General features: G+C 53.0%; 20 protein-coding genes. 13 read left to right on the forward strand and 7 right to left on the reverse strand.

The window, feature by feature from the left end; all coding sequences use genetic code 11:
• The first annotated feature begins 25 nt into the window (after nt 1-25).
• Nucleotides 26-1,489 carry an acyltransferase family protein gene (locus tag FYZ48_RS10525; protein WP_149340120.1) on the forward strand — a complete coding sequence of 488 codons (1,464 nt, stop codon included), beginning with the start codon at nt 26-28 and terminating at the stop codon, nt 1,487-1,489.
• Between the two features lie 115 nt (nt 1,490-1,604).
• Nucleotides 1,605-1,979 carry a preQ(1) synthase gene (gene queF, locus FYZ48_RS10530; protein ID WP_145040981.1) on the forward strand — a complete coding sequence of 125 codons (375 nt, stop codon included), beginning with the start codon at nt 1,605-1,607 and terminating at the stop codon, nt 1,977-1,979.
• A gap of 3 nt (nt 1,980-1,982) precedes the next feature.
• Here the strand turns inward: queF and FYZ48_RS10535 are convergent, their stop codons facing one another.
• Nucleotides 1,983-2,846, reverse strand: a complete 864-nt coding sequence (locus tag FYZ48_RS10535) for a GntR family transcriptional regulator (protein ID WP_242022567.1) — start codon at nt 2,844-2,846, stop codon at nt 1,983-1,985.
• Between the two features lie 152 nt (nt 2,847-2,998).
• Here FYZ48_RS10535 and FYZ48_RS10540 point away from each other — a divergent pair, with 152 nt between their 5' ends.
• The 6 genes from FYZ48_RS10540 (at nt 2,999) to FYZ48_RS10565 (ending at nt 6,094) form a co-directional block, all read left to right on the forward strand.
• The gene (locus tag FYZ48_RS10540; protein ID WP_145040986.1) at nt 2,999-3,244 is read left to right on the forward strand and encodes a hypothetical protein; all 246 of its coding nucleotides are present in this window, start codon (nt 2,999-3,001) and stop codon (nt 3,242-3,244) included.
• A gap of 364 nt (nt 3,245-3,608) precedes the next feature.
• Nucleotides 3,609-4,112, forward strand: a complete 504-nt coding sequence (locus FYZ48_RS10545; protein ID WP_149340122.1) for a hypothetical protein — start codon at nt 3,609-3,611, stop codon at nt 4,110-4,112.
• Between the two features lie 61 nt (nt 4,113-4,173).
• Complete coding sequence (locus FYZ48_RS10550; RefSeq protein WP_149340125.1) at nt 4,174-4,608, forward strand: hypothetical protein; 435 nt, start codon at nt 4,174-4,176, stop codon at nt 4,606-4,608.
• Between the two features lie 70 nt (nt 4,609-4,678).
• Nucleotides 4,679-5,251, forward strand: coding sequence for a hypothetical protein (locus FYZ48_RS10555; protein WP_149340127.1), 573 nt, complete (start codon nt 4,679-4,681; stop codon nt 5,249-5,251).
• A 79-nt stretch (nt 5,252-5,330) separates the two neighbouring features.
• Complete coding sequence (locus FYZ48_RS10560; RefSeq protein WP_149340129.1) at nt 5,331-5,621, forward strand: hypothetical protein; 291 nt, start codon at nt 5,331-5,333, stop codon at nt 5,619-5,621.
• A 17-nt stretch (nt 5,622-5,638) separates the two neighbouring features.
• Nucleotides 5,639-6,094 (forward strand): NADAR family protein, encoded by a 456-nt coding sequence (locus FYZ48_RS10565; RefSeq protein WP_149340131.1) that lies wholly within the window; start codon nt 5,639-5,641, stop codon nt 6,092-6,094.
• 20 nt (nt 6,095-6,114) lie between these two features.
• Here the strand turns inward: FYZ48_RS10565 and FYZ48_RS10570 are convergent, their stop codons facing one another.
• The 3 genes from FYZ48_RS10570 to FYZ48_RS10580 all read right to left on the reverse strand — a co-directional run bounded on the left by FYZ48_RS10570 (nt 6,115) and on the right by FYZ48_RS10580 (nt 11,673).
• The gene (locus tag FYZ48_RS10570; protein WP_149340133.1) at nt 6,115-7,563 is read right to left on the reverse strand and encodes a DUF1501 domain-containing protein; all 1,449 of its coding nucleotides are present in this window, start codon (nt 7,561-7,563) and stop codon (nt 6,115-6,117) included.
• Between the two features lie 16 nt (nt 7,564-7,579).
• The gene (locus FYZ48_RS10575; RefSeq protein WP_149340135.1) at nt 7,580-10,720 is read right to left on the reverse strand and encodes a DUF1553 domain-containing protein; all 3,141 of its coding nucleotides are present in this window, start codon (nt 10,718-10,720) and stop codon (nt 7,580-7,582) included.
• Between the two features lie 149 nt (nt 10,721-10,869).
• Nucleotides 10,870-11,673, reverse strand: coding sequence for a hypothetical protein (locus FYZ48_RS10580; protein ID WP_149340137.1), 804 nt, complete (start codon nt 11,671-11,673; stop codon nt 10,870-10,872).
• 131 nt (nt 11,674-11,804) lie between these two features.
• Here FYZ48_RS10580 and FYZ48_RS10585 point away from each other — a divergent pair, with 131 nt between their 5' ends.
• The 3 genes from FYZ48_RS10585 (at nt 11,805) to FYZ48_RS10595 (ending at nt 13,977) form a co-directional block, all read left to right on the forward strand.
• Nucleotides 11,805-12,290, forward strand: a complete 486-nt coding sequence (locus FYZ48_RS10585) for a hypothetical protein (RefSeq protein WP_149340139.1) — start codon at nt 11,805-11,807, stop codon at nt 12,288-12,290.
• Between the two features lie 107 nt (nt 12,291-12,397).
• On the forward strand, nt 12,398-13,123 hold the full coding sequence (locus FYZ48_RS10590; protein ID WP_149340141.1) for a hypothetical protein: 726 nt from the start codon (nt 12,398-12,400) through the stop codon (nt 13,121-13,123).
• Complete coding sequence (locus tag FYZ48_RS10595; protein WP_149340143.1) at nt 13,120-13,977, forward strand: GDSL-type esterase/lipase family protein; 858 nt, start codon at nt 13,120-13,122, stop codon at nt 13,975-13,977. Before FYZ48_RS10590 ends, FYZ48_RS10595 begins: the two co-directional genes overlap by 4 nt.
• 12 nt (nt 13,978-13,989) lie before the next feature.
• Here FYZ48_RS10595 and FYZ48_RS10600 read toward each other — a convergent pair whose 3' ends face one another.
• A complete protein-coding gene (locus tag FYZ48_RS10600; protein WP_149340145.1) occupies nt 13,990-15,120 on the reverse strand; it encodes a zinc-dependent alcohol dehydrogenase family protein in 1,131 nt (376 codons plus the stop codon).
• Between the two features lie 34 nt (nt 15,121-15,154).
• A complete protein-coding gene (locus FYZ48_RS10605) occupies nt 15,155-16,129 on the reverse strand; it encodes a hypothetical protein (protein WP_149340148.1) in 975 nt (324 codons plus the stop codon).
• A 220-nt stretch (nt 16,130-16,349) separates the two neighbouring features.
• Between FYZ48_RS10605 and FYZ48_RS10610 the strand changes: the two genes are divergently transcribed.
• Nucleotides 16,350-18,074 (forward strand): MFS transporter, encoded by a 1,725-nt coding sequence (locus FYZ48_RS10610; protein ID WP_149340150.1) that lies wholly within the window; start codon nt 16,350-16,352, stop codon nt 18,072-18,074.
• A 38-nt stretch (nt 18,075-18,112) separates the two neighbouring features.
• On the opposite strand, the gene FYZ48_RS10615 is transcribed toward FYZ48_RS10610, so the two are convergent.
• Nucleotides 18,113-19,318, reverse strand: a complete 1,206-nt coding sequence (locus tag FYZ48_RS10615) for a sialidase family protein (RefSeq protein WP_149340152.1) — start codon at nt 19,316-19,318, stop codon at nt 18,113-18,115.
• 394 nt (nt 19,319-19,712) lie between these two features.
• On the opposite strand from FYZ48_RS10615, the gene FYZ48_RS10620 reads away from it, so the two are divergent.
• Entirely contained in the window at nt 19,713-22,943 is a 3,231-nt protein-coding gene (locus tag FYZ48_RS10620; RefSeq protein ID WP_149340154.1) for a DUF1553 domain-containing protein, read from the forward strand.
• The last annotated feature ends 9 nt before the right edge of the window (nt 22,944-22,952 follow it).

The raw sequence follows: 22,952 nt of genomic DNA on the forward strand, positions 1-22,952 counted from the left end.
TTTTCTTTCTTCATCGGTAAATCAGATGACACAAAATACTCCGAATTCAGAGTCGCATGAGCCGGAAACCATTCCTCTGCAGAAAACTCCGGAAACAGAGTCTGTCGCACCCCCGGCGATCCCTCCCGCAACCGCTGAAAAAGAAGAGCAGGAACAGAAACAGGGGAAAACACCCCCGGTCAGTCAGCGTCTGACGTCTCTGGATGCCTATCGCGGATTTGTCATGCTGGCGATGGCCTCCGGAGGTCTGTACATCGCCAACGCGGTGCGGAACTCACCTGAAATTCTGCAGCAGTATGACGGCACGCAGTGGGAGTCCTCGTGGAAGTATCTCTGGCAGACGCTCTCCTACCAGTTAAGTCATGTAGAGTGGACTGGTGCCGGTTTCTGGGACCTGATTCAGCCGTCTTTCATGTTCATGGTTGGCGTTTCGATGCCCTTTTCGGTACGCAAGCGAAAGCAGAAAGGCGATTCCACACTCCGCATCTGGGGGCATGCCATTTTTCGATCGGTGCTTCTTGTGGCTCTGGGAGTCTTTCTCTCTTCTCGCTCTGGCCCCCACACCAATTTCACTTTTGCGAATGTCCTCTGCCAGATCGGTCTGGGTTATTTAGTGGTCTTCTTTTATGTAAACCGGTCTTTTGTGACGCAGCTGATTGGCGTCGTCACCATTCTGGGAGGTTACTGGTTCTTTTTCTATCAATACATGCCTGCAGAGGCAGAGTTGACTGCCGTCAAGAACTACCTGACTGAAGTCAAACACCTGGACGAATCGGAGTGGACTCAGTTTTCCGGCTTTGGAGAACCGTGGAATAAACACACAAATGCGGCTGCTTCTGTAGATCGTCGGTTGCTGAACCAGTTCCCTCGCTACGAAGAGCCCTATCAGGAACAGAAGTTCTGGGTAAACCACGGCGGATATCAGACGCTCAATTTTATTCCGTCCATCGCGACCATGTTGTTTGGCCTGATGGCCGGACAACTGTTGATGTCCAACCGCCTGGATAAAATGAAAGTGAAATGGCTGTTGCAGGCGGGGTTGATCTGTTTCGTGATATCGATGTTGCTGGATACTTCAATCTGGCCGGTTAATATCGAGCAATGGGAGTGGCACCTGGTACCAATTGTCAAACGGATCTGGTCCCCGGGCTGGGCTATTTTTAGTGCCGGCTGGGCCTTCTGGTTCCTGGCAGTATTTTATTGGATCATCGACGTCAAAGGTTATAAAAAGTGGGCCTTCCCCTTTGTGGTGGTCGGCATGAACTCGATTGCCATGTATATTATGGCGCAGTTGATTCGTCCCTGGATTCAAAAGTCGCTCGAAATGCATCTGACCACGGTCGATAAAATGACCGGCTGGTCTGTGGCCGGTTCACTGTTCAGCTCAGATTGTCCCTATGCCCCAATCGCCGTATCTGCGACCGTTCTGTTTATACTGTGGCTGATCTGTCTCTGGATGTATCTGCAGCGGATCTTTATCAAGATTTGAACCGATTTGCGTGAAAATGCGTATGATTTGCTTGCACGCCTCGGAGAATCGCTATAGAACACGATCACATTTGTGATACGTCATACCGAATCCATCGATAGAGAAACATACGACCATGAGTGAAGCCGATTCCCCACGCAGCCTGCTGGAAACGTTCGAAAACCCCTACCCCAACCGTGACTATGTCATGGAAACGGTCTGTCCCGAATTCACCTCGGTCTGCCCCAAAACCGGTCAGCCTGACTTCGGCACACTGATCATTACTTACATCCCCGATCAGGTCTGTTTCGAACTGAAATCACTCAAGCTTTACCTGCAGAGCTATCGCAACGTGGGTGCCTTCTACGAAGACGTGACCAACCGCATTATGGATGACCTGGTTGCAGTCACCGATCCGCGCTGGCTCGAACTGCGAGCAGAATTTACTCCCCGGGGTGGGATCAGCAGTACCATTACTGTATCGCACCACAAAGCGGGTAACGAAGAGTAAACGTCAGCGTTTAAGTTGCGAGAGCACCGGGTGATTGCTGCGGAGGTGCAATTCCAGCTCTTTGCGGGCGCTCGTCCAGTCTTCATTGATGAGTGCGCTCAAGATTCGCTGATGCTGCTGGATCTCCTGAATGGCAGCATCGCGGTCGTTGGATTCCCAGAGGAACAGCAGGTCGAAATAACGACCGTGCCGATCAAAAAAACTGATGATGTAATAGTTGTCCGACTGTTTGATCAGATATTCGTGCAGGCTGTTGTCGATCTGCAGCGGTTCCTCATCAGTCTCGGGAACCTGGTTGCCGTCCAGTATTTTCTGCAGCACCCGTTTATCGAGGCTCTCCTTCGCCAGATCCAGTGCCTTGAGTTCGAGGACCACGCGAACTTCGATGAAGGCATCGAGATCGTGTTGATTGAATGAACGCAGCTTCCAGCCTCTGCGAGGGACATGCTCCAGCATTCCGTCACCGGCCAGCCGATTGAAGATATTCCGCAGACTGGTGCGGCTGATGTCATACTTTTTCGCCGACGCCATTTCCCGCAGAAACACGGATTCGCCATTCAGGCTCATCGTGAGCAGGTCATCGGTGATGCGTTTGAAATGATCTTCGGGGGGCGCCGGTTGGGGGGACTTCGCCGCGGTCTGGGCATCGCTCATTTTCTCCTGATTGACGCACAGCCGCCGGTTCTTTTCCCGATAGAGATACCCTTCTTCAATCAATTCATTGATCGCATGATAGATTGGGGTAACGCTCACCTGATAATGGTCTGAGAGTGCCGCCAGCGTTAGCGCATCGGACGACAGTTCATCCCGCGACAGCCGGGCGATCAGGTCGGCTTTGATGTATTTGGTGAGAGTCAGAATCTGCATGGGCGCTCCTCAACTGGTGTCTGTTGAGCGGATTGTAATTGTTATTGGCGACAATGTAAATGTATGGCGTGGGAGAAAAAACTTGTGTTCATGTGACTAGCGGGTAAAATGGAGGCACAATTCATTTCTCAGATATGAAAGGGAGTCGCGTGATGAAAACTACTTCTCCCCCCGTCAGTCCTGCTGTCTTGACTCGGTTTAAAATCCTGGTCTGGATGGGACTGCTCATTTCACTCAGCGATCTGACCTGTATCCTGGTACTAGGAGATCGTTTTCCCAAACTGCTGGCCGGAATTGTGCTGATGCCGGCGTTGTTATTCATGCTGGTGGCTTTTAAGGTGCTCTACAAAGCAGTGCCTCCCAAAGAACGCCGCTGGCGCGTCGAGAATGGAAGCTGATCCAGAGCCAAAACATACACAATCAGACTCTGATTGGATGTGCCACCAGTGGCGGATGGGATATTTGATAGCAGGTATTTTGCCTGCTACGTGGCCGGATTATCCATCATGAGGTTTTTCAATCTCAGTACCTTTCCGACAGAGGTTTCTGTTCTGACGGAAGATCTGTGAGCTGCCCGCTGGGCAGTATCTGGTTGTCATTTCCAGTCCGGCAGGTATCGCGGTGACGGTTCTCAATCTTGTTACAGCTGATCTGTGCTTTTCCGATCACCACCAATCCTGATCTTCGCTTGTGTTCAAGTGAATAGATTGGCATGATAGACCCAAGTAATGTAAGTGCGAGAATTGAGTAAGAGGAAATTCGATGACGGATCTGGACCGACGAGCAGAAAATTATCTGCAGAAAAGTTTGCAGGCGTTGGTTGGCTTTGTTGGCTCTTATATTTTTCTCGCCTACATGTTTATGTTTCTGGGGCTGTTACTGTTTGACACTGATTTGACCTGGCCTGAAGAGAAGCGGCAGTCATTCATGCTCTGGCTCACTTTCGGTCTCGCTTGCGGGTTTGCCATTTTTACCGTGTTCTATGGAAGCAAAAAACTCTCCCGTTTCTGGCTCTGGTTTTTGTTGATATTCAGTCTGAGTTCCCTGATCCAGGTTGTACCGGAAAAGGGAAGTTTACATGTTGAGTTGAATCGGAACTGGCCTCAATGGACGATCGCTTCTCTATATGTTCGATCGAACTTTCATCCTGTCAAACTGATCGTCTTGGCAATTCATGCTTCACTGGCGCTGGGATTAGCCTGGCTCCTTCGTTTTTGCTGGTCTCGACTGTTTCAGTCACGAATGGTGCTGCGAAATTCTGATTGAATATACACAGTACATACATCACTTAAGATTTCTGGAAAGTAAGTTAAAGAGAGAAAATATCATGCGAGTTGTGGCAAAGTTGCTGGTTGTGGTTCTGATTATTGCATTCGTGCGATCCAACCGGAATTCAAAAAACGACAAACCGGCGCCACCAATTGAACCTTCCGCGGTGATCGAAAATAACGGTGCGGAACACAGGCTCTATCGAGGCGTCAAATTACTGGATGTCGTTGAGACGCTCCCGACCAGTGCCATCGATACGCTCGACGCGGATACCCGCTCCAAACAGCATCTGATCGTTGTTATCTCGGTTCCCCTGGGAAATCATCAGGTCAGCGATCTGCATACCACCTTCAAACTGAAAAACGGTCAATCCTTCGTCAGAAAATGGCTGCCCGTGAATGATAATAAGAACGAAATCGCGACGGGCGTGTTCGCGGTGATTGACAGCGTCGTTTCCTGTTCGACGGAAATCAAACCATCCGCGAGAAAGTGAAACCAGAAAACGCGTGATCAATATGAGAAAAGAGCCCAGACGGTCCGGCTTTACGAAGGTGGAATTCCTTGTGATACTCTTCATCAATGTCATTCTGATCGCTCTGCTTTATCCTGCAATAAAGCCTCCTAATCCAGATGGCCCTGTCGGAAAAATGATTCCAGTGACGACGCCAGACGAAAAAAATCGTGTCGCTCACGCATCTGGGATTTCTTTTATTCCTCCGCCCAACTGGGGGCAAATCAGGGATCTGGGGCCTGAAAAACACTGGCTTCGCATCGCTCCTCGCGGTAGCAGTAAAAGACGTGATCTTGCGGTTCTCATAATTGGCAAAGTGGGGGCTTATAACCACGAAGACAGGCTACCTGACCGGAATGATCTGGAGCAATTTAAATGCGTCAAATTTCAGGGATTTCCAGCCTATGAAAGGATGGTCATTGTCCGGAAAGATTCGTTTGATGATCCTGCCAGATCTGATTATGAGCTCTATATCAACAGGCATGGTGAGTGGTGGAATGTCCATTTTCTGATTTCGGAAGAAATGACTGAGTTGCCTGCTATGATGCGCAAGTACATAAATATGATTCGCTTTCCGCCAAAAGCAGTTGAGGAAGCAGAACAGTCCATGAAGTCTGAGCAATAGTAAGGAACCTACTCCCCAACTCAGGTGTCTTTAATTAAGAATGTATTCCGCTTCCTCATTTTCAAAGCCAGTGAACGCTATGCAGGAATCTCGCGACGATAGCCGGCGGTTGACAATCGACTTATACGACATCGATTCCCTCCGTTATCCCACAATCACAAAATCCGTGGTCAGACTGTTTCAATTGGAACCGGCGGGTGAACTGACCATTGGTCTGGATGAAATGTTCCAGGATTATCAGTGTGAGAGACAGATCGTGGAGCTGGAGTGGGATCCCTGGTCGGGGTATATCGTGGTGGCGAAAACGGAGTCAGCGGAAGATCTGGTAAGGGAAATTGGTGCTTTTATTGAATCCAGGTTTTCCCGGTAATAAACAGAGTTGTTCACATGGCGATTTACTTCTACACCCGCAACGACAAGTATGGTGCGTTTTCGAACTTCTCGCCGCATGGGGTCGAGATGGACGGACTCTGGTGGCCGAGCGTTGAACACTATTTTCAGGCGCAGAAATTCAGTGATCCGGAATACCGGGAACGGATCAGAACAGCCCATAATTCGAAACAGGCGGCCCTGCTGGGACGCAGCCGCAAGGTCAAACTCCGCGACGACTGGGAAACAGTGAAAGAGGATGTCATGTCGGCAGCCGTACTCAAGAAATTTCAGACGCACCTCGAATTAAAAGCACTTTTACTCTCCACGGGTGATGAGGCAATTGTGGAAAACGCTCCTGGTGACTATTTCTGGGGTTGCGGACAGGACGGGACCGGTTTGAATCGTCTGGGGATGATCCTGGAACAGGTTCGCGATGTACTCAGACAGGGACTCAACTCAGATCAGAAATGATCCCGTCCGATTCTTTTTGTTTACGACAGAATTTCATTAATCACCGTCCCATGTACATCGGTCAGACGGTAATCCCGGCCCTGGTGTTTGTATATCAGGCGTTCGTGGTTCAGACCCATGCAATGTAATAACGTTGCGTTGAGGTCGTGTACGTGGACCGGGTTCTCGGCGATGTTGTAACAGAAATCATCGGTTGCGCCGTAGGAAATGCCCGGTTTGATGCCGCCGCCGGCCAGCCACATGGTGAAGCAGCGGCCGTGATGATCTCTGCCGTAATCGGTGCTGGTGAGCGTTCCCTGACTGTAAATCGTGCGTCCAAATTCGCCTCCCCAGATGATCAGAGTGTCTTCCAGCAGCCCCCGCTGTTTGAGATCAGTGAGCAGTCCTGCGGTTGGCTGGTCGATGTCGCCGCACTGCAGACGCAGGTCGCTGGGCAGATTGTAATGCTGGTCCCAGCCCCGGTGATAGAGTTGAATGAACCGCACACCCCGCTCTGCCATTCGCCGGGCCAGCAGGCAGTTGGCGGCGTAGGTTCCCGGTTTACGGGAAGCCTCACCATAGAGGTCGAATGTCTGCTCACTTTCATTCGAAAAGTCGGTCAGGTCAGGAACGGAAGTCTGCATGCGGTAAGCCATCTCGTATTGCGCAATGCGGGTCTGGATTTTCGGATCGCGATAGGCTTCAAACTGCCTTTGATTCAGCAGCGCCAGACTGTCCAGCATACTCCGTCTGCTGGCGTCTGTGAGGCCGGACGGATTGGAGAGATAGAGTACCGGATCGCCGTTCTTCCGGAAGTTGACTCCCTGGTGACTCGAAGGCAGAAATCCGGTGCCCCACAGGCGGGCATACAGGGGATCCGCGGGACGGGATGCGCTGCCGTCGGAAATCAATACCACAAACGCGGGCAGGTTCTGGTTCTCGCTGCCCAGTCCATAACTGGACCACGCGCCAAAGCTGGGGCGGCCCGGCTGCTGGTGTCCGGTCTGCATCAGTGTGACTGCCGGATCGTGGTTGATCGCTTCAGTGTGCATCGATTTGATTACGCAGACATCATCGATCACCTTCGCCAGGTGAGGTAGTGCATCGCTGACACAGGTGCCACTCTCTCCGTGCCGTTGGAAACGGAACTGGTTAGGGGCTGCGACCGGAAACGATTTCTGATTGGAGGTCATGCCGGTCAGCCGTTGATCACCGCGAACCGAGTCGGGGAGCGGACTCGCGTTTAACTCTTTGAGACGTGGTTTATAGTCGAAGAGTTCCATCTGCGAGGGGCCGCCGTGCATGAACAGGTAGATCACACGTTTCGCTTTCCCCGGAAAATGGGAGGGGATTACCGAATCAGCAGGACCAGCATCGAGATCCGGATTGAGCAGTGATCCCAGGGCAGCCGCACCAATGCCTGTGGCGTTGCGGCGGAAAAACTGCCGGCGGGTGACTTCCTGTTGGAGCAGGTTAAGTTCGTGCTGCATCGGGGATCCTGTTGAATTAGTGTTTCGTGACGGTCTCGTCCATGTTGAGTATCGTGCTGGCAAGCATGGTCCAGGCTGCCAGTTCCGAGGGAGGAATCGTTGCCTCGACGGGGGCTTCACCAACCTGAATTAACTGTTGTGCTGTACCGGGGGCGGAGTGATAGATCTGCTTTTGCTGCTGGAGCAGGCGTGTCAGAATCTGCTGTTCCCGCTTATCGGGACTACGGCTGGTGGCAGAACGGAACAGGAAAGCGATACGCTCCGATTCCTTTTCCTCCTGTTTTAAGGTGCGTGTTGCCAGTACCCGGGCCGCTTCGAGGTAAGTCGGATCATTCATCAATACGAGGGCCTGAAGCGGTGTGTTGGTGCGTGGACGACGAACAGTACATGTTTCGCGGGTTGGAGCATCGAAGGCCATCAGCCCGGGAGGAGGACTCTGACGTTTCCAGTAAGTATAGAGGCTGCGACGGTACAGCCCATCTCCCGAATCCTGTTGATAGGTGACATCGCCATCATAGGAGACCGCTTCCCAGAGACCTGCCGGCTGATAAGGTTTGACGCTTGGTCCCCCCTGCTTCGCTAGGAGCAGACCGCTGATGTGCAGTGCATTGTCGCGGACCGTCTCAGCATCGAGTCGGAAACGGGGGCCGCGTGAGAGCAGCCGGTTTTCGGGATCGCGCTCATAGAGTTCGCTGGTACCGCGAGAAGACTGCTGATAAGTCGCTGAAAGCGCGATGAGCTTGATCAGGTGTTTGACATCCCAGCCGCTTTCACGAAATTCGACGGCCAGCCAGTCGAGCAGTTCCGGATGACTGGGCCATTCTCCCTGCGAGCCGAAGTCTTCGACCGTTTTGACCAGACCGACGCCAAACATCTGTTGCCAGAGCCGGTTCACATAGACGCGAGCTGTTAATGGGTGTTCAGGACTGGTGAGCCAGCGGGCCAGTCCGAGACGGTTGGTCGGGAATTGATCACGGAAGCCTGGCAGGACAGTGGGGACACTGGCGCTTACTTTTTCACCCGGATGATTGTAAACGCCCCGCTCCAAAATAAAGGTCTCCCGTGGTTCCTTGTTTTCCTGCATCACCATCGTTGAGGGGATCTGCTTGCGCAAGCGGGCGAGTTGACTGCGTTTCTTTTCCAGAGCCTGTTCCGTACCACGGAATTTCTCGGGGGCTGCCGTATTGAGGAAGTAAGTTCGTAATGCCTCCTGCTGTTGTTGCGTGCGTTTCTCCCTGGGGATCGCGAGAGTGGCGGTCAGGAATTGCGAATCGGCGAGTTGCCTGGCTTCCTCTGCACTTAACGTGCGGCTGTAGATTCGCAGCTCATCGAGGTCGCCCTTATAAAAGGCACTGGTCGAACGGCGGCCGAGGCGAAAGGGTTCGTCGGTTTTAATACTGTCGGTAAGGCTGTCGTAGGGGGCAGAGGTACTTTGTAAGGTACCATTCAGATAGATGCGAATTCCCGCTGCCGTTGATGAGCCGTCATAGGTGACGAGCAGATGCTGCCAGCGACCGGTACTGATGCTGCCGTCGGTCACCACCTGAATCGCATTGCTGTTCCAGGCGTGGATCAGGTGGACGCAGAGCTTTCCTTTACGGAGCATGATGTCGAGGCCCCGGAGTTGTTGACGATCGTCATTTTGGGAAAGAATGCAGATTGGTCCCCCCGAAGCGGGTTTGATCCAGACAGCGATGGAAAAGGGCGTGTGCCGATCGAGGGGGAGTTGTTGATGACTCTCCAGTAAGGCCGTTCCGTCAAACTGCGCGGCCGCTCCCAGAAAGCCAGCGTTGCTCTCGACGTTACCGATGGCCTTGAATGTCTGGTTTTGGTTCAGATCATCAAGGGGATCGTGGAGAATCAGTTGCTCGTTCGGAGGGGACATCAGCGTCTTAGCAATCTGATGTTCCCATTCTGTTTGGAGTCGAACGAGTTCCGTTTCGTTCTGCTGATGTTGTTGTTCGAGGGTTTTCAATTCGTTCTGCAGTTTCAGTTCTTTGTCCTTATAGTCCGGGGACGGGATCTGCAGAATCGGTTGAGCGTTACCTGCAGTGCGGGTATTGCCGGTCTCGGGAGTATTGTTGAAGAAGGCGAAGAGCTGATAGAACTCTTTCTGTGAGATCGGATCGTATTTGTGATCGTGACAGCGGGCGCAGCCCATGGTGAGCCCCATCCAGACCGTGGACGTCGTGTCGAGGCGGTCGACGATGTATTCCACGCGGTACTCTTCATCAATGATTCCTGTCTCGCGGGTTGTCATGTGATTGCGATGGAAGCCGGTGGCGATCAGCTGTTTTTGAGTCGGTTCGGGGAGCAGGTCTCCGGCCAGCTGCTCGATCGTAAACTGATCGAAAGGCAGGTTCCGGTTGAAAGCGTCGATAACCCAGTCCCGCCAGTGCCACATCTCCCACTCTTCATCAGTGAAATAACCGCTGGTATCTGCGTAGCGGGCTGCGTCGAGCCAGTAGCGGGCACGATGTTCGCCATAATGCGGCGAACTGAGCAGGCGGTCGATCAGGATTTCCAGGGCCTGTGGTGAGTCGTCCTGCAGGAAGGCGTCCAGTTCCTCCAGTGTGGGAGGCAGGCCGATCAGATCCAGTGAGAGCCGCCGACAGAGTGTCGCTTTGTCAGCCCGAGGAGACGGCTTAAGACCTTCCTGTTGCAGTCGAGCCAGAACGAATCGGTCGATCGGGTTTCGTACCCAGGTCTGCTCATTAACCTCAGGCAGGTCTGGACGTCGGGGTGGAATGAAAGACCAGTGCTGCTGATAGGCGGCTCCCGCTGCGATCCAGCGTTTGAGCAAATCAATTTCCGCTAGCGACAGTTCCTTACCGGTATCAATGGGGGGCATTTTGAGAGAATCATCTGCGGTGATCAGCCGTTTGACTAACTCACTCTGGTGGGGATGCCGACGATCAATAATGCGGTAGCCATCACGGGGACGAAGTGCGTTTTCCTGGGCATCCAGACGGAGATCGGCTTCGCGGGTCGCCGCATCGGGCCCGTGACAGTGAAGACATTTCTCGGAGAGGATCGGCCGGATATCACGGTTGAACTCAATTTGTCCTGCCCCGCTCTCCTCTGCTCCATAAAGCAGTGATACTCCCCAGAGAGAGAGGATCAGGGGCATTAAAGCTATCCGTAATGAATTATGCATGGATCGAATCTGGGCAATCCTGAAATCAAACTGGTGCGGGCAATATATAAACTAAATTAAATATTAGCAGGCTCCGCCGGGATTGTCACTTGCGGATCCGGAGAAATCAGGATTCAGAAAGGGAGATGTAGCTGACGAATCTTTTGTCTTCAATTCGATCTGTCGGCGAAGAGAGCTTGTGGCAGACCTGAGAGATTGACGAGTCCAGTCCACTCTTCGTATTCCAGAACCAGACATGCGTGCCAGAATTCGCGGTCGAAGTTGACGATGCTGGCCGCGCGAACCGATCCCATTGATGTCAGACGATTGATCAACGAACGTGCCAGACTGTGTCCATCGGGGAAGATCGCCTTCCAGCGATTTGTTGTCTGTTCCGCCGGGTGCTCGTTCAACCAGGTCAGGCAGGCAGATTCCAAACGCATCTCCCAGTCAACCGAAATGGAAGTCACACTAGTAACTCTGACTAAGTCGGCAAAACGCTCTGCGATCAGATCGGGAGGGGAGATTCGTCCCGGTTTACAGAGCACACCAATTTCTAGATTACTGGAGGATGTGAGTGACAAATCGAGTTCCAGTGACCGCGCGACGAAGAGGGCTCCGGATTTAAGGGCTTCGATATGAAACGGAGTACATTCCAGGTTGAGGCAGCCGTCGTAATAACTGAAGCAGGTTGTGTACCCTGTAAATAACTCAGAACGGCCCGGTACCGGGATTTCGACACAGATGGTGCGGTCTAACAGCTGGTATTCACCCTGGTAGATGATTTCCGGTGCACCAAGGGCTTTGAGCCGTTCGATGTTCGCTTGAACCTGCTGTCTCCCCCGTTCAAAGTCAATCGTGGCTGTGGGGATGCGATCTTTGAGCAGTGCGATGACTTCCTGCAAGTCGAGCGCGGGGCAGTCTCCCGAGGGGAAATAGAAATCTGCTGTGAGCTGAAAATCAGGATCCGGCATAGTCTTTTCCGATTATGGGATAACTGGTGATGACGCTGATTCAGGAATCAAATAACGGAGGGCAAGAATCAGTAATTGATACTTGTTGTCAAGGATAATAAACTGGATTTAGGATACAACATTTTCTGTATATGAAAGTTTTGGTTATGTGGGGGCAGCGGCTTGCGAATCTACTTAAGGGATTGATCGGCGGTGCTTTTACCGGCCTGTTAGTGGGAGTGGTTATCGCGCAGCTCACGATGGCATACGTGATTCAGCGATCTGATTACATCCATCCGACCCTCTTTGAAACTGCTGAATTGCGCTATCGCTGGACCCTGATCCTCAGTTTTGTCACTGTCTTCATCCTGGTCGGTCCCTTCTTCGCCTTCCATACATTCGGCCCCTGGGTGCGGCATGCGATGTATGGTCTGCTGGGAGGTGTAGCTCTGGTTGTGGGAATTGCTCTGTTGGGAGCCTGGATCGAGGGAGAATTTCCTTTTAATCACTATAAAGGATCGGAACAAAACTGGATCTCTGCGGTACGGGGGTATGGGATTCCGGCTGCGTTTTTGTTCGGACCTGTAACCGGGATTCTGATTGGCAGGTACTGGATTTCAGGGACTGACGATCAGTAGTTATCGGGAAAATAAGTGCCTGGGGCAACTTTCGGTGAAGGTGATTTCCCATGAATGACGATCTTATTATCTACTGCGGGTCAGTCTAGAAGAGGGATCTTCAAACGATGCGTGCATCTCAACCCGTCATCTTTTATCGGCTCCGTCGCTTTTATCTCTATCTGGGAATTGCCGGGACGAGTCTGTTTTCGCTGGTCGGCATCGGTTCTACGCTGGCTGCTTTCTATAATCTGGATGGCTCTTTTCGCTATCCGGTCTTTTCCGCCTGGCTGTTTGGTGGGTTCTTTCTGCTCTGCACACTGCTGGGGATCTGGTGTATCCTGGCCTGGAGTCGGGAGCGACTGGAAATATCCGGGATCAGACTGGTGAAGCGGGATGTCTTCCACATCACCGAAATCCCCTTTGATGAAGTAACCCATCTGCAGTGGTACTCTCTCACGGGGGCGATAGTTGTGGAGGCTCCGGGGAAACGGTTTAAATTTCATATCGATAATTTCCAGAATGCGGAACAGATTGAAATTACAGAACGCCTGCGACGGGAGATTAATCTTGATCTGCAGGAAGGTTGGGAAAAGTACCAGAAATTTAATGCCGCGATCTTTGAGACGACAGAGCAGTCTCCCCGCCCGGAGAGTGTTGTGTTTATGATCCTGCTGCTGATCTTCGCTTGTGTATTTGGTTTCGCCTGGTGGTCCGGACGCGGAGTTCATTTTCTGCTGATCGGTCTGATCAATTTCTTGATTGCCCTGTGGTGGCTACTCGATTTCAGAAAGAAAAGACAGCGCGCGACAACGATCAATCTTTCGGAACAGCGTGCCGGAGTGGATCCGTGAATCCGGTTGTCTATCACATCGCCTCCGGTCAGGCATTCTTCACTGGCTGCACACTGATTTTGCTGGCAGCTCTCCTGTCACTGAGCCAATCAAAGCTGGCCCGACGCGGGATGGGCCTTGCGTTTCTGCTGGGAGTGATCGCGGTGGTTGTCTCGTCAACTCCCCTGCCCTGGTGGTTGTATGGCGTATTGGGAATTGTGACCCTGATCTGGCTGCTGGTACAGTTTCGAAAGCCGAAGCGGCGGGGACTCTCGTATGCGATGATCGTCGTCTGGCTGGCTGCAGTGGGTTGGGAACTTCCATTTCACCTGCTGCCGCATGTCGATCCGGTGGACAACCGGAGTTTAACAGTGATTGGTGATTCGGTGACTGCTGGCCTGGGGGATGAGCAGACGAGAACCTGGCCGGTACTTCTGAACCACGAACACGGGCTGACTGTGCAGGATTTGTCACGAGTGGGGGCGACTGTCGCCTCGGCGCGAAAGCAAGTTGCGGAGACCCGAATCGAATCACATCTAGTTTTGCTGGAGATCGGTGGAAACGATATTCTGGGCTCGACCACGCCAGCGGAATTCGAAACCGGTCTGGAGCAACTGTTAGCGGAACTGACTGCCCCGGGGCGCCAACTGGTGATGCTGGAACTACCGCTGCCTCCCTTTTATAACAGATTTGGACTGATTCAGCGAAAACTCGCTTCAAGATATGAAGTCAAACTGGTGCCGAAACGGGTCTTTCTGTCTGTCCTCGCAGGCGGAGGGGCGACGCTGGACAGTATCCATCTTTCTCAGGCGGGCCAGCAGCAGATGGCGGATGAGGTTTGGGAGATCGTGGGCCCAGCTTATCAGACTGAGTGACCCCGTCATCGCTTACTTCTCAAACGTAATCACCTGCCGAACTGCGGCTCCGGTGGCGAGGTCATCGAAGGCGGAGTTGATTTCATCCAGTTGAATCGTGCGCGAGAGCAGCTTGTCGACGGGGAGCAGGCCTGCCTGATACATGGCGATGAAACGCGGTAGATCCCGCCGCGGAACTGCCGAACCCATATAAGAGCCTTTGATGGTGCGTTCCTCTGCGACCAGGCTGACTGCGGGAATGGAAAACATTTTCGCTGGGTGCGGGAGGCCGATGGTGACTGTGGTACCACCGCGTTTAGTGGCGGCATAAGCCTGTTGCAGGACCTGTTCGTTGCCGACGCTTTCGAAAGTGTAATCAACCCCCTGCATGAGATCTTTGAGCAGCATGACGGGGTCTTCCTCCCCGGCATTGATCAGATGTGTTGCACCGACCTGGGCTGCCAGTTCGAGTTTCTCGGGGAGCAGATCCACGGCAAAGATCGATTCGGCACCTGCAGCACGGGCTCCCATAATGGTGCTCAGGCCTACGCCTCCCAGACCGAAGACGGCCACGCTGGAACCCGGTTCCACTTTGGCTGTATTGACCACCGCGCCCACACCGGTCATGACCGCGCAGCCAAACAGGGCGGCGGTACTCAAGGGGAGTTGTGAATCGATCTTGATTAATGATTCCTGAGCGACCACCGTATATTCAGAAAAGGCGGCTACACCCAGATGGTGATAGATCTCTTTTCCCGCAGCGTTCCGAAAAGGACGATGTCCTGAAAGCAGGGTCCCGGCGGTATTGGCTTTCGCACCAGGTTCACATAGAGCGGGACGACCGGTGGCACAGGGAATACAGTGACCGCACAACGGGACGAAAGAAAAGACCACGTGATCATCAGGTTGCAGGTCATGTACGCCGGGACCGACTTCGCGAACGATGCCGCTCGCTTCATGTCCCATCACCATCGGCATCACCCGGGGCCGCGAGCCATCGATGGTGGAGAGATCGGAATGACAGAGACCGGCACCCGCCAGTTCTACGAGCACTTCCCCCGGACCGGGGTTGTCCAGTTGCAGCTCTTCAATTACCAGCGGTTTCGACTCGGCATAGGGAGTCGGCTTCTCCATTTCATACAACACAGCGGCGCGAGTGTGCATGGCGAGTGTCTCATTTTTATCAAGGAATGGTAATTTATTTCACCGTATAGAAGATGACCTTGCCATTGGCGTCCCGTTTACGGGAGTCCCAGACACGGGCTCCCTGGGGAAATTTCACCAGGAACTCTTCTGCTGGAATGCTCTCATTGGCATGAAAGGCATCGAAAGTGTATTTGTAGCCGGTTCGCAGTAAATCCTCGTCTCCATAAAAAGATTTGATTTCGCAAGTCGTGGGGATCTGTCCCCAGCGATTATCTATTTTGTATCGAATGTGACTGGAGATCAATAATTTATTGGCATTGTGATACTCATATTTCAGTACCGTACAATCGTGTGATTTGGGCGCGACCCAGAGACTGGCTGTACCCTCGGAATCAGTCCTTTCCAGAACGGTACAATCGAGATCCAAAATGGGTTCCGTATTACTTCGGACAGTAAAACCCTCCAGGGTTTTTCCCAAGTCGCGATCTCCTGCCAGGAGTGCCCAGCGGAGCGGAAGTTGTGACAGGGCGGAAAACACATCACTCATCTCGTTTTTTTTGAATATATGGATCGAGGGTGTCCCTGGTGACTGCAGCAGTCTGGTCACTGTCAGCCCATCGCTGAAGCAGGTTCTATCGAATGAGAGGGTCTCTTTCAGGCGGTCAGAAGGATAGCGTCCCCAGTGGCGGTAACGAATCCTGGGGGAATCAAGCAGTATTGAGTACCTGGCATGATTGATCACCAGTTCTTTTTTGAGACGCTTCATATCTGCTTTAGTCAGAGGTGAATAGTCGCTGGGGGGATTGAGGGGGGTTTCTTCTTCAGGATACAGGAGGAGCTTACTGGAAGTCGTTTCCTGAGACAGTTCGACCCGCATGGCCTGCAGACGTTCGCGACGCTGTTGCCAGGTCTGGTTGATCTCCTTGATCGTGAGAGGCTCTGTTTCTGCAGCATCGGTAGTGGAACTGGTGCCCATGCAGAAAATGAGTTGGCTCAGTATGAGAAGTGTGAGACAGCAGCGATCCATGCCGGGGGCCTTTCTGTTCGAGTGACAAAAGTCCATTTCGTCGCGCGCCTAATATAGAACATCTTCTGTTGAGCGACCAGAGCGGATTGATTGCAGGCGGAGAGACTGCCGGGATGCTGGTTTCACCATGTTTGACAGAACATGCTCGTTTTGATCAAAGTATGCTGTTATACTGCTGCAACTTCTTTGCTCACCAACCCTGATGGAAAGCTGAAACAACATGTCCAGTGTGGAATCGTCCCGATCGTATGTCCGTTATCGTGTGATCTTTGCCTGCATGCTGATGGCGGTGTTGTTGTACCTGGACCGATTCTGTATTTCCTTTGCAGAGGTGTTCATCAAGGACGAACTGGGGCTGACCGATCATCAGATCGGGATTCTGCTGGGCTCGTTTTTCGTTTCCTATGCGTTATGCCAGGTTCCTTCCGGATGGTTCAGTGACCGGTTTGGTGCCAGGAAGATGCTGACGCTTTATATCCTCATGTGGTCTCTGTTTACAGCTCTGACAGGCTTTGCGACCGGTTTCATCATGTTGTTGATTTTCCGGTTGGGATTCGGCCTGAGCCAGGCGGGCGCTTATCCCACCAGCGCGAATATTGTCAGCAAATGGATGCCTTTAACAGAACGGGGTTTTGCCAGCAGTATGGTGACCGTGGGGGGACGGATCGGAGGCGCTCTGGCACCCGTGTTGACCGCCTTTCTGATTATCCTGTTCGTGCCTATCTCGGAATCGTCTGATTTGAAACCGGGGGCCCTCCTGCAACCGCATCAGTTGGCCAGTACGTTTCTGAAGCGAGTTGATGAGAAACAGACTTTTGAATCCGAAGTCTATGCCCAGCTTCCCCCCGCCGATCAGGAGTTTCTGAAATCGGCGGCCGCTGATCCCAAAATGCCGTCGGGATCGGCAGAGGAAGATAAATTCATTAACGATCTGAATCAGATTCTGCAGAACGCGTCCCTGTATAATCCGCAGGAGTACGCAGGGATGAAACTGAATCAGCAGGCCGAACAACTGCTGACGATCAACTCCGCAGACATGACTCCGGAAGAGAAATCGCGTTTAAATCGACTGCTGTTTGAAGCCCGCTATTATAACGACGTTCGCAAGGTACAGGGACAGGGCTGGCGAAAAATGATGATGACCTACGGCGTCATCGGCATTTTCATCGCAGCAATATTCTGGTGGATCATTCGCGATTATCCGAGGGCCCACCCTTCCTGTTCCGAACAGGAACTGGAGTTGATCGAACATGGACGCCTGGAAGAGGACAAGGATCATTCCAAACAGATCGGCGGGATTCCATTTAAAGCCATCGCGATGAACAAGAGTCTCTGGTTGCTTTCGCTGTCACAATTTTGTACGAACGTGGGCTGGTTGTTCCTGGTCACCTGGCTGCCACGATACCTGGATGAAACCTACCGGGTCCCACTGGAGACACGAGGCAAAATGGTGACGTTTGCACTGGCGGTCGGCTGGTTTGGAACCTTATCGGGAGGTAAAGTGACCGACTGGTTGATGCGTCGCATCAGTCTCCGTTGGAGCCGCGTGCTGCCGATTGCACTCTCGCGATTCACCGCGATGGCTGCTTACCTGGTCTGCATGCTGGATATTTCTCCCTGGACGGCGGTAGCCATGTTTTCGATTGTCGCTTTCTCTACTGACTTTGGTTCTCCTGCGATGTGGGCTTTTAACCAGGACATTGCAGGAAAACACGTGGGGTCAGTACTGGGATGGGGCAATATGTGGGGGAACCTGGGAGCGGCTGTCGCTCCGGTACTCATGATTGCTGTGATCGGTTTAGACCATCACTGGAACTATGCCTTCATTACCTGTGCGATCGCATTTCTAATCGCCGGCGTGGCTTCGCTCTGGGTTGATCCAGCACAGACACTGGTTGTGGAGACCAGTGAAGAAGAAGCGGAGACCGAGACACCTGAGTCATAGGAAATCGTCAGAGTGGCGGACGGTGATACCTGCCTGGCTTACCTGCTTTGGGAATTGCTGTCGGCGAGCGCATCCAGCTCAGTCAGTTTGAGTCGTACGCAGAGGATGTAGGGGGCTTTCCCTTTCTCCCAATGGCCGTAGGTCGTCAGCACATAGGTCCCGTCGGGGAGCACTTCCACTCCTGGATAGGCACAATCTGCGCCGCGGGTATTGTCTTTGAGACGCACGTGATACTGTCCCTCACTCCCTTTAACCAGATCTTCGTACGTGCCGACCCAGGCCACCCAGTCACCTTCGGTGGGCGCCGTGTGTCCGCGGGGTGTGTTGCTGCGGAAGGAGATCAGCAGGCGTCCGCTGACCGGATCATATTTCCCGGTGTGACGATCTCCATTCAGTGCGCCGGGGAGGTCTCGAGGTTCGGTCCAGGTTTGGCCTTCGTCGTTGGAAAAGATGATCTGAGAATTATGACGGCGACTGTTTTCCCGCAGTAAGACCGCCAGTTGCTTTCCATCGGGAGAACGAATAATGCCGGGTTCGCAGATGTGGTAGTCGGACGACTTGTGAATGGCCATCGGGGCTGACCAGATCTGACCGCCATCGGTAGAGAGACTTTTAAACAGCGTGAATGCGATGGGCGATTCCTGCTTTGAATCCCGGGCAATGAAGCGGCCGTCGTCGTGGAACAGCGCCATGTAATGGCCTTTTCCGGTCTTGAGTGGTTCGACACACCCCATGACGACGATGCCACCCCAGTCACCTACCTGCTGCAGCTCACTCCAGGTCTGGCCATCATCTTCGGTAATCGCCATCCGGGTGGGGTAGAGACCGGAGAACATGATGATGCGTTTTTTGCCCGCTGCATCGATCACGCGGTGCAGCGTCGGAACTTCGCGTGAGGTGGCCCAGGTAGCGGGAGTTGGCAGTCGCTCGCTCCAGGTTTTGCCTCCATCGAGCGAGCGTTTGTAAACAATGCCTCCCTTGCCGTGCCCCTTGGGATAGACACAGAGCATGGTTTGATTGTCTTCCAGCAGAACTGTGGTCGGGTGTCCCAGGTATTGTCCTTCTTCGCGATCGACGACAATCTGGCGATCGCTGTCCGCGGTGAGGTCGAGATAGGGAATTGTGAAGCCCGGCTGCTGTTTAGTTGGCTCAGGTTCCTGCGCCTGACTGAAACCGCTGACGTAGCTGAGAAGCAGCACGGAGGAGAGAATCCATTTCAGGACGTCGCGAGACTTCAGTAACATGTGAGAATTCCTGCTGCTCAAGAAAGATGGGAGCGGTTGACTCAATGAGGATAACCGACCAGGGCTGACTGTTTCACAATTGTTCAGACTAATCGGGACGGATCGGGACTGCAACTTTTTGTGAGACCAGATGGCTGTTTAAGCGATTTCAGTGGTCGAAGATGGAGGAAATCACAGCTTGAAAATACGAAAAATCGGGGCTATTCCCCAGAGGAGCAGGCGAAAACGGAGGATTCAGCAGGCTTTTTTAAATATTATATTGTTATTCCCGGTTTTTCCCGATACGATATAAAGCACGCTTGATGTATCTGATTGCGCCTCAACGAGATACACAAGTGACATCCTCAGCCAACTGGCTTTATCCCACCTGCCTCTAAACATCGTAGACATGACTATGAAAACTTTGCGAAAAGTGACAGTCGTCATCATATTCACGAACCTGTTTCTCGCTCTGCCTCTTGCTCTTTCCGCCGCTGATACCAAAACCGATCAGGCCGGCCTGGATTTCTTCGAGAAAAAGATTCGTCCCGTGCTGATCAAACACTGTTACGAGTGTCATTCAGCCGAGTCTAAGAACCTCAAAGGCAGTCTGTTGCTGGACACTCGCGAGGGATTAATTACCGGCGGAGATTCAGGAACGGCCCTGGTACCTGGAAACCCCGAGGAAAGTCTAGTGCTGGAAACGCTGCACTACAGTGAGGACAGTTACCAGATGCCTCCCAAGGGCAAACTGCCTGACGCTGTGATCGCCGATTTTGAAAAGTGGATCAAAATGGGGGCGCCGGACCCACGCAAGGGAGACGCCACACCGGCCAAGCATGCCGGAATTGATTTTGATAAGGCCCGAGAGTTCTGGTCGTTTCAACCGCCGAAGCATTACCCTGCTCCCCAGGTAAAGCAGGCAGACTGGCCACGCAATAAGATCGATCACTTCATTCTCGCGGCTCAGGAAGCCAAAGGCTTTTCACCTGCGCCTCAAGCTGATAAACGGACATTGATCCGCCGGGTCTACTTTGATCTGATCGGTCTGCCTCCGACACCACAGGAAGTGGAACAGTTTGTCAAAGACGAATCACCCGAAGCGTATTCCCAACTGATTGACCGTCTGTTACAGTCTCCGCACTATGGCGAACGCTGGGGGCGTCACTGGCTGGATGTCGCCCGTTATGCAGAAGACAATACGAACATGGGGCCTCACAATGGTCCCTATCCTCACGCGTATCGCTATCGTGACTGGGTCATCAAGGCGTTTAACGAAGATATGCCCTACAACGAGTTCGTGATCCGCCAGCTGGCGACCGATTTCCTGCCTGAAACCGGCCCTGAAGATTACCCTGCTCTCGGCTATATGGGGCTGGGGCCCTCTTATCATAAAGAGGTCGCGTTATCACAGGTTACGCTGGAAAACCGTTATGCCGACGACTGGGAAGACCGGGTCGACAGCCTCTGTCGCGGGTTATTGGGGCTGACGATGGCCTGTGCCCGTTGTCACGATCACAAATACGATCCGCTGACCGTGGAAGACTATTACGGGATCGCGGGGGTCTTCGCTTCGGTTCGACAGACAACGCGTCCGATCATTCCCGAAAAGGAAGTTGCGAAAACACAGCCGGCCCGCGACCAGGTAGACAAGCTGACTGAAGAGAATAAGAATCTCACCGACAAGGTCCGTGACTTAAATAAACGGAATGCCCTGCTCAAGGAACAGATTAAGAAAGCCGGTAAAACGGAATTCGCACTGATTGCACCCCGTCCCGATGTGAAGAAACAGACGACGGTGAAATTTCCCATTCCGCCGATCGAATTAAAGCAGAATACGGAACTGGTCACACAGCACAACCAGTCCATCAAAGAGAACAAAGCAAAAATCGAAGAGATTAAAAAGAACACGCCCGGCTTTGATCTGCCACTGGCGGATGCCCTGACCGAAGAGCAGGTGCGGGTTGAGGAAATTTCCAAAGACCGGATGAAGATTGTTTACTATCCCGAAAAACCTCGGGACCTGAATGTATTCATTCGTGGCAACGCGGCCAATCTCGGGAAGCTGGTTCCCCGACGCTTTGTGCGGGTTCTGTCGGACGGAAAACCGGAACCATTCCAGAACGGCAGTGGCCGACTGGAACTGGCACAGCAGATCGCCAGTCGCGATAATCCCCTGACGGCACGGGTTATGGTGAATCGGGTCTGGCAGCATCACTTCGGTGAAGGCCTGGTCGACACGCCCAGCAACTTTGGCAGTACCGGTTCCCGGCCCAGTCATCCAGAACTACTGGATGATCTGGCCGTCTGGTTCATGGCTCAGGGCTGGTCGATTAAGGAACTGCATCGGCTGATTCTGCTGTCTGCGACCTATCAGCAGGCTTCCAATGTGGAGCTGACAGCGGCACAGAAAAAAGAGGATCCGAACAATCGTCTGCTGACGCATTTCAATCGCAGACGACTGGAAGCGGAAGTCTACCGGGATTCATTGCTGGCTGCCGGCAATAACCTGGACCCGGCCCAGGCGGGTCCTTCAGGGGATATTGACGATGCAAGTTTCCAGCGTCGGGGGATCTATGCAACCGTCTCCCGGCATAAGCTGAGCACATTTCTGCAGTCATACGATTTTCCTGATCCCGCGATCCATGCGGCCCGGCGTTCGAAAACCACGACGCCGCTGCAGCAGCTGTTTGTTTTAAACTCCCCCTTCGTCCGACAGCAGGCCCAACTGCTGGCGAAACGATATGAAGGGGAATCCTCCGAGCAGCGGATTGACGCGGTTTACCGGACGCTCTTTTCACGGGCTCCGACTCCGAGTGAGATACAGATCGGCCTGCAGTTTATTGAACAGGCTGCGAATGGGACCACACCGTCACCGGCACAGGAACAGATTCCAACGTTCGCCGGGAAGCGAATGAAAGCCGATGTGAAACAGCTCGGCGATCAATATTCTGTCGCACTCTGGTTGAAGAATCAGGTTCCCAATGAAAAGCGGATTATCACCGGTTACTTCTTCTCACGAGGTAAAGACGGCGCAGTCAAAGCACCCGGCGACCACCTGGGAATCGCCGGCAAGTACCGCCCAAACAAAGCGGGTCGTCTGTTCTTCTATAATGGCGATCAGAAACGCCAGTCATTGTTCGGGACGACGGTCATTCAGCCGGGAACCTGGAACCATGTGGTCCTGTGCCGTGATCAGAACCAGATTCGGGTTTATCTGAACGGGAATCCGGAACCGGAGATCATCGGCGAGGCAGCTCCCGGTTATGACAAAGGGGTTTCGGAAATCATCTTGGCGGGACGCAATGACAATTTCTCCAACTTTGAGGGGCAGCTGGGAGCGGTCGCTTTGTTTAACCGGGTTTTAAAACCAGAAGAAGTGAAAACACACTTTGAGGCGGCGCAACTCAAACAGGACGAGCTGTCCCACGCGGAATATGTCGCCTCGCTGCTGGAGTCAGATCCCCTCTCCTGCTGGCCTTTACGGACCGATAACCCGAACCTGGCCCAGGCCGCTGATATTACCGGACATAAAAACAATGGCACCTATGAGGGCCGTGATGACCTGGATCCTGCTCAGTTGACTCCCTGGCAACGGTACTGTCAGGCCCTGCTCTGCAGCAACGAGATGATGTACGTCGACTAAGCCTTGGTT

Source organism: Gimesia chilikensis (assembly GCF_008329715.1).
Taxonomy (GTDB): Bacteria; Planctomycetota; Planctomycetia; order Planctomycetales; family Planctomycetaceae; genus Gimesia; species Gimesia chilikensis.

Coding starts and splice junctions, on each gene's coding strand:
- FYZ48_RS10525 (WP_149340120.1), top strand. CDS start 26: ATGACACAAAATACTCCGAATTCAGAGTCGCATGAGCCGGAAACCATT.
- queF (WP_145040981.1), top strand. CDS start 1,605: ATGAGTGAAGCCGATTCCCCACGCAGCCTGCTGGAAACGTTCGAAAAC.
- FYZ48_RS10535 (WP_242022567.1), bottom strand. CDS start 2,846: ATGCAGATTCTGACTCTCACCAAATACATCAAAGCCGACCTGATCGCC.
- FYZ48_RS10540 (WP_145040986.1), top strand. CDS start 2,999: ATGAAAACTACTTCTCCCCCCGTCAGTCCTGCTGTCTTGACTCGGTTT.
- FYZ48_RS10545 (WP_149340122.1), top strand. CDS start 3,609: ATGACGGATCTGGACCGACGAGCAGAAAATTATCTGCAGAAAAGTTTG.
- FYZ48_RS10550 (WP_149340125.1), top strand. CDS start 4,174: ATGCGAGTTGTGGCAAAGTTGCTGGTTGTGGTTCTGATTATTGCATTC.
- FYZ48_RS10560 (WP_149340129.1), top strand. CDS start 5,331: ATGCAGGAATCTCGCGACGATAGCCGGCGGTTGACAATCGACTTATAC.
- FYZ48_RS10565 (WP_149340131.1), top strand. CDS start 5,639: ATGGCGATTTACTTCTACACCCGCAACGACAAGTATGGTGCGTTTTCG.
- FYZ48_RS10570 (WP_149340133.1), bottom strand. CDS start 7,563: ATGCAGCACGAACTTAACCTGCTCCAACAGGAAGTCACCCGCCGGCAG.
- FYZ48_RS10575 (WP_149340135.1), bottom strand. CDS start 10,720: ATGCATAATTCATTACGGATAGCTTTAATGCCCCTGATCCTCTCTCTC.
- FYZ48_RS10580 (WP_149340137.1), bottom strand. CDS start 11,673: ATGCCGGATCCTGATTTTCAGCTCACAGCAGATTTCTATTTCCCCTCG.
- FYZ48_RS10585 (WP_149340139.1), top strand. CDS start 11,805: ATGAAAGTTTTGGTTATGTGGGGGCAGCGGCTTGCGAATCTACTTAAG.
- FYZ48_RS10590 (WP_149340141.1), top strand. CDS start 12,398: ATGCGTGCATCTCAACCCGTCATCTTTTATCGGCTCCGTCGCTTTTAT.
- FYZ48_RS10600 (WP_149340145.1), bottom strand. CDS start 15,120: ATGCACACTCGCGCCGCTGTGTTGTATGAAATGGAGAAGCCGACTCCC.
- FYZ48_RS10605 (WP_149340148.1), bottom strand. CDS start 16,129: ATGGATCGCTGCTGTCTCACACTTCTCATACTGAGCCAACTCATTTTC.
- FYZ48_RS10610 (WP_149340150.1), top strand. CDS start 16,350: ATGTCCAGTGTGGAATCGTCCCGATCGTATGTCCGTTATCGTGTGATC.
- FYZ48_RS10615 (WP_149340152.1), bottom strand. CDS start 19,318: ATGTTACTGAAGTCTCGCGACGTCCTGAAATGGATTCTCTCCTCCGTG.
- FYZ48_RS10620 (WP_149340154.1), top strand. CDS start 19,713: ATGAAAACTTTGCGAAAAGTGACAGTCGTCATCATATTCACGAACCTG.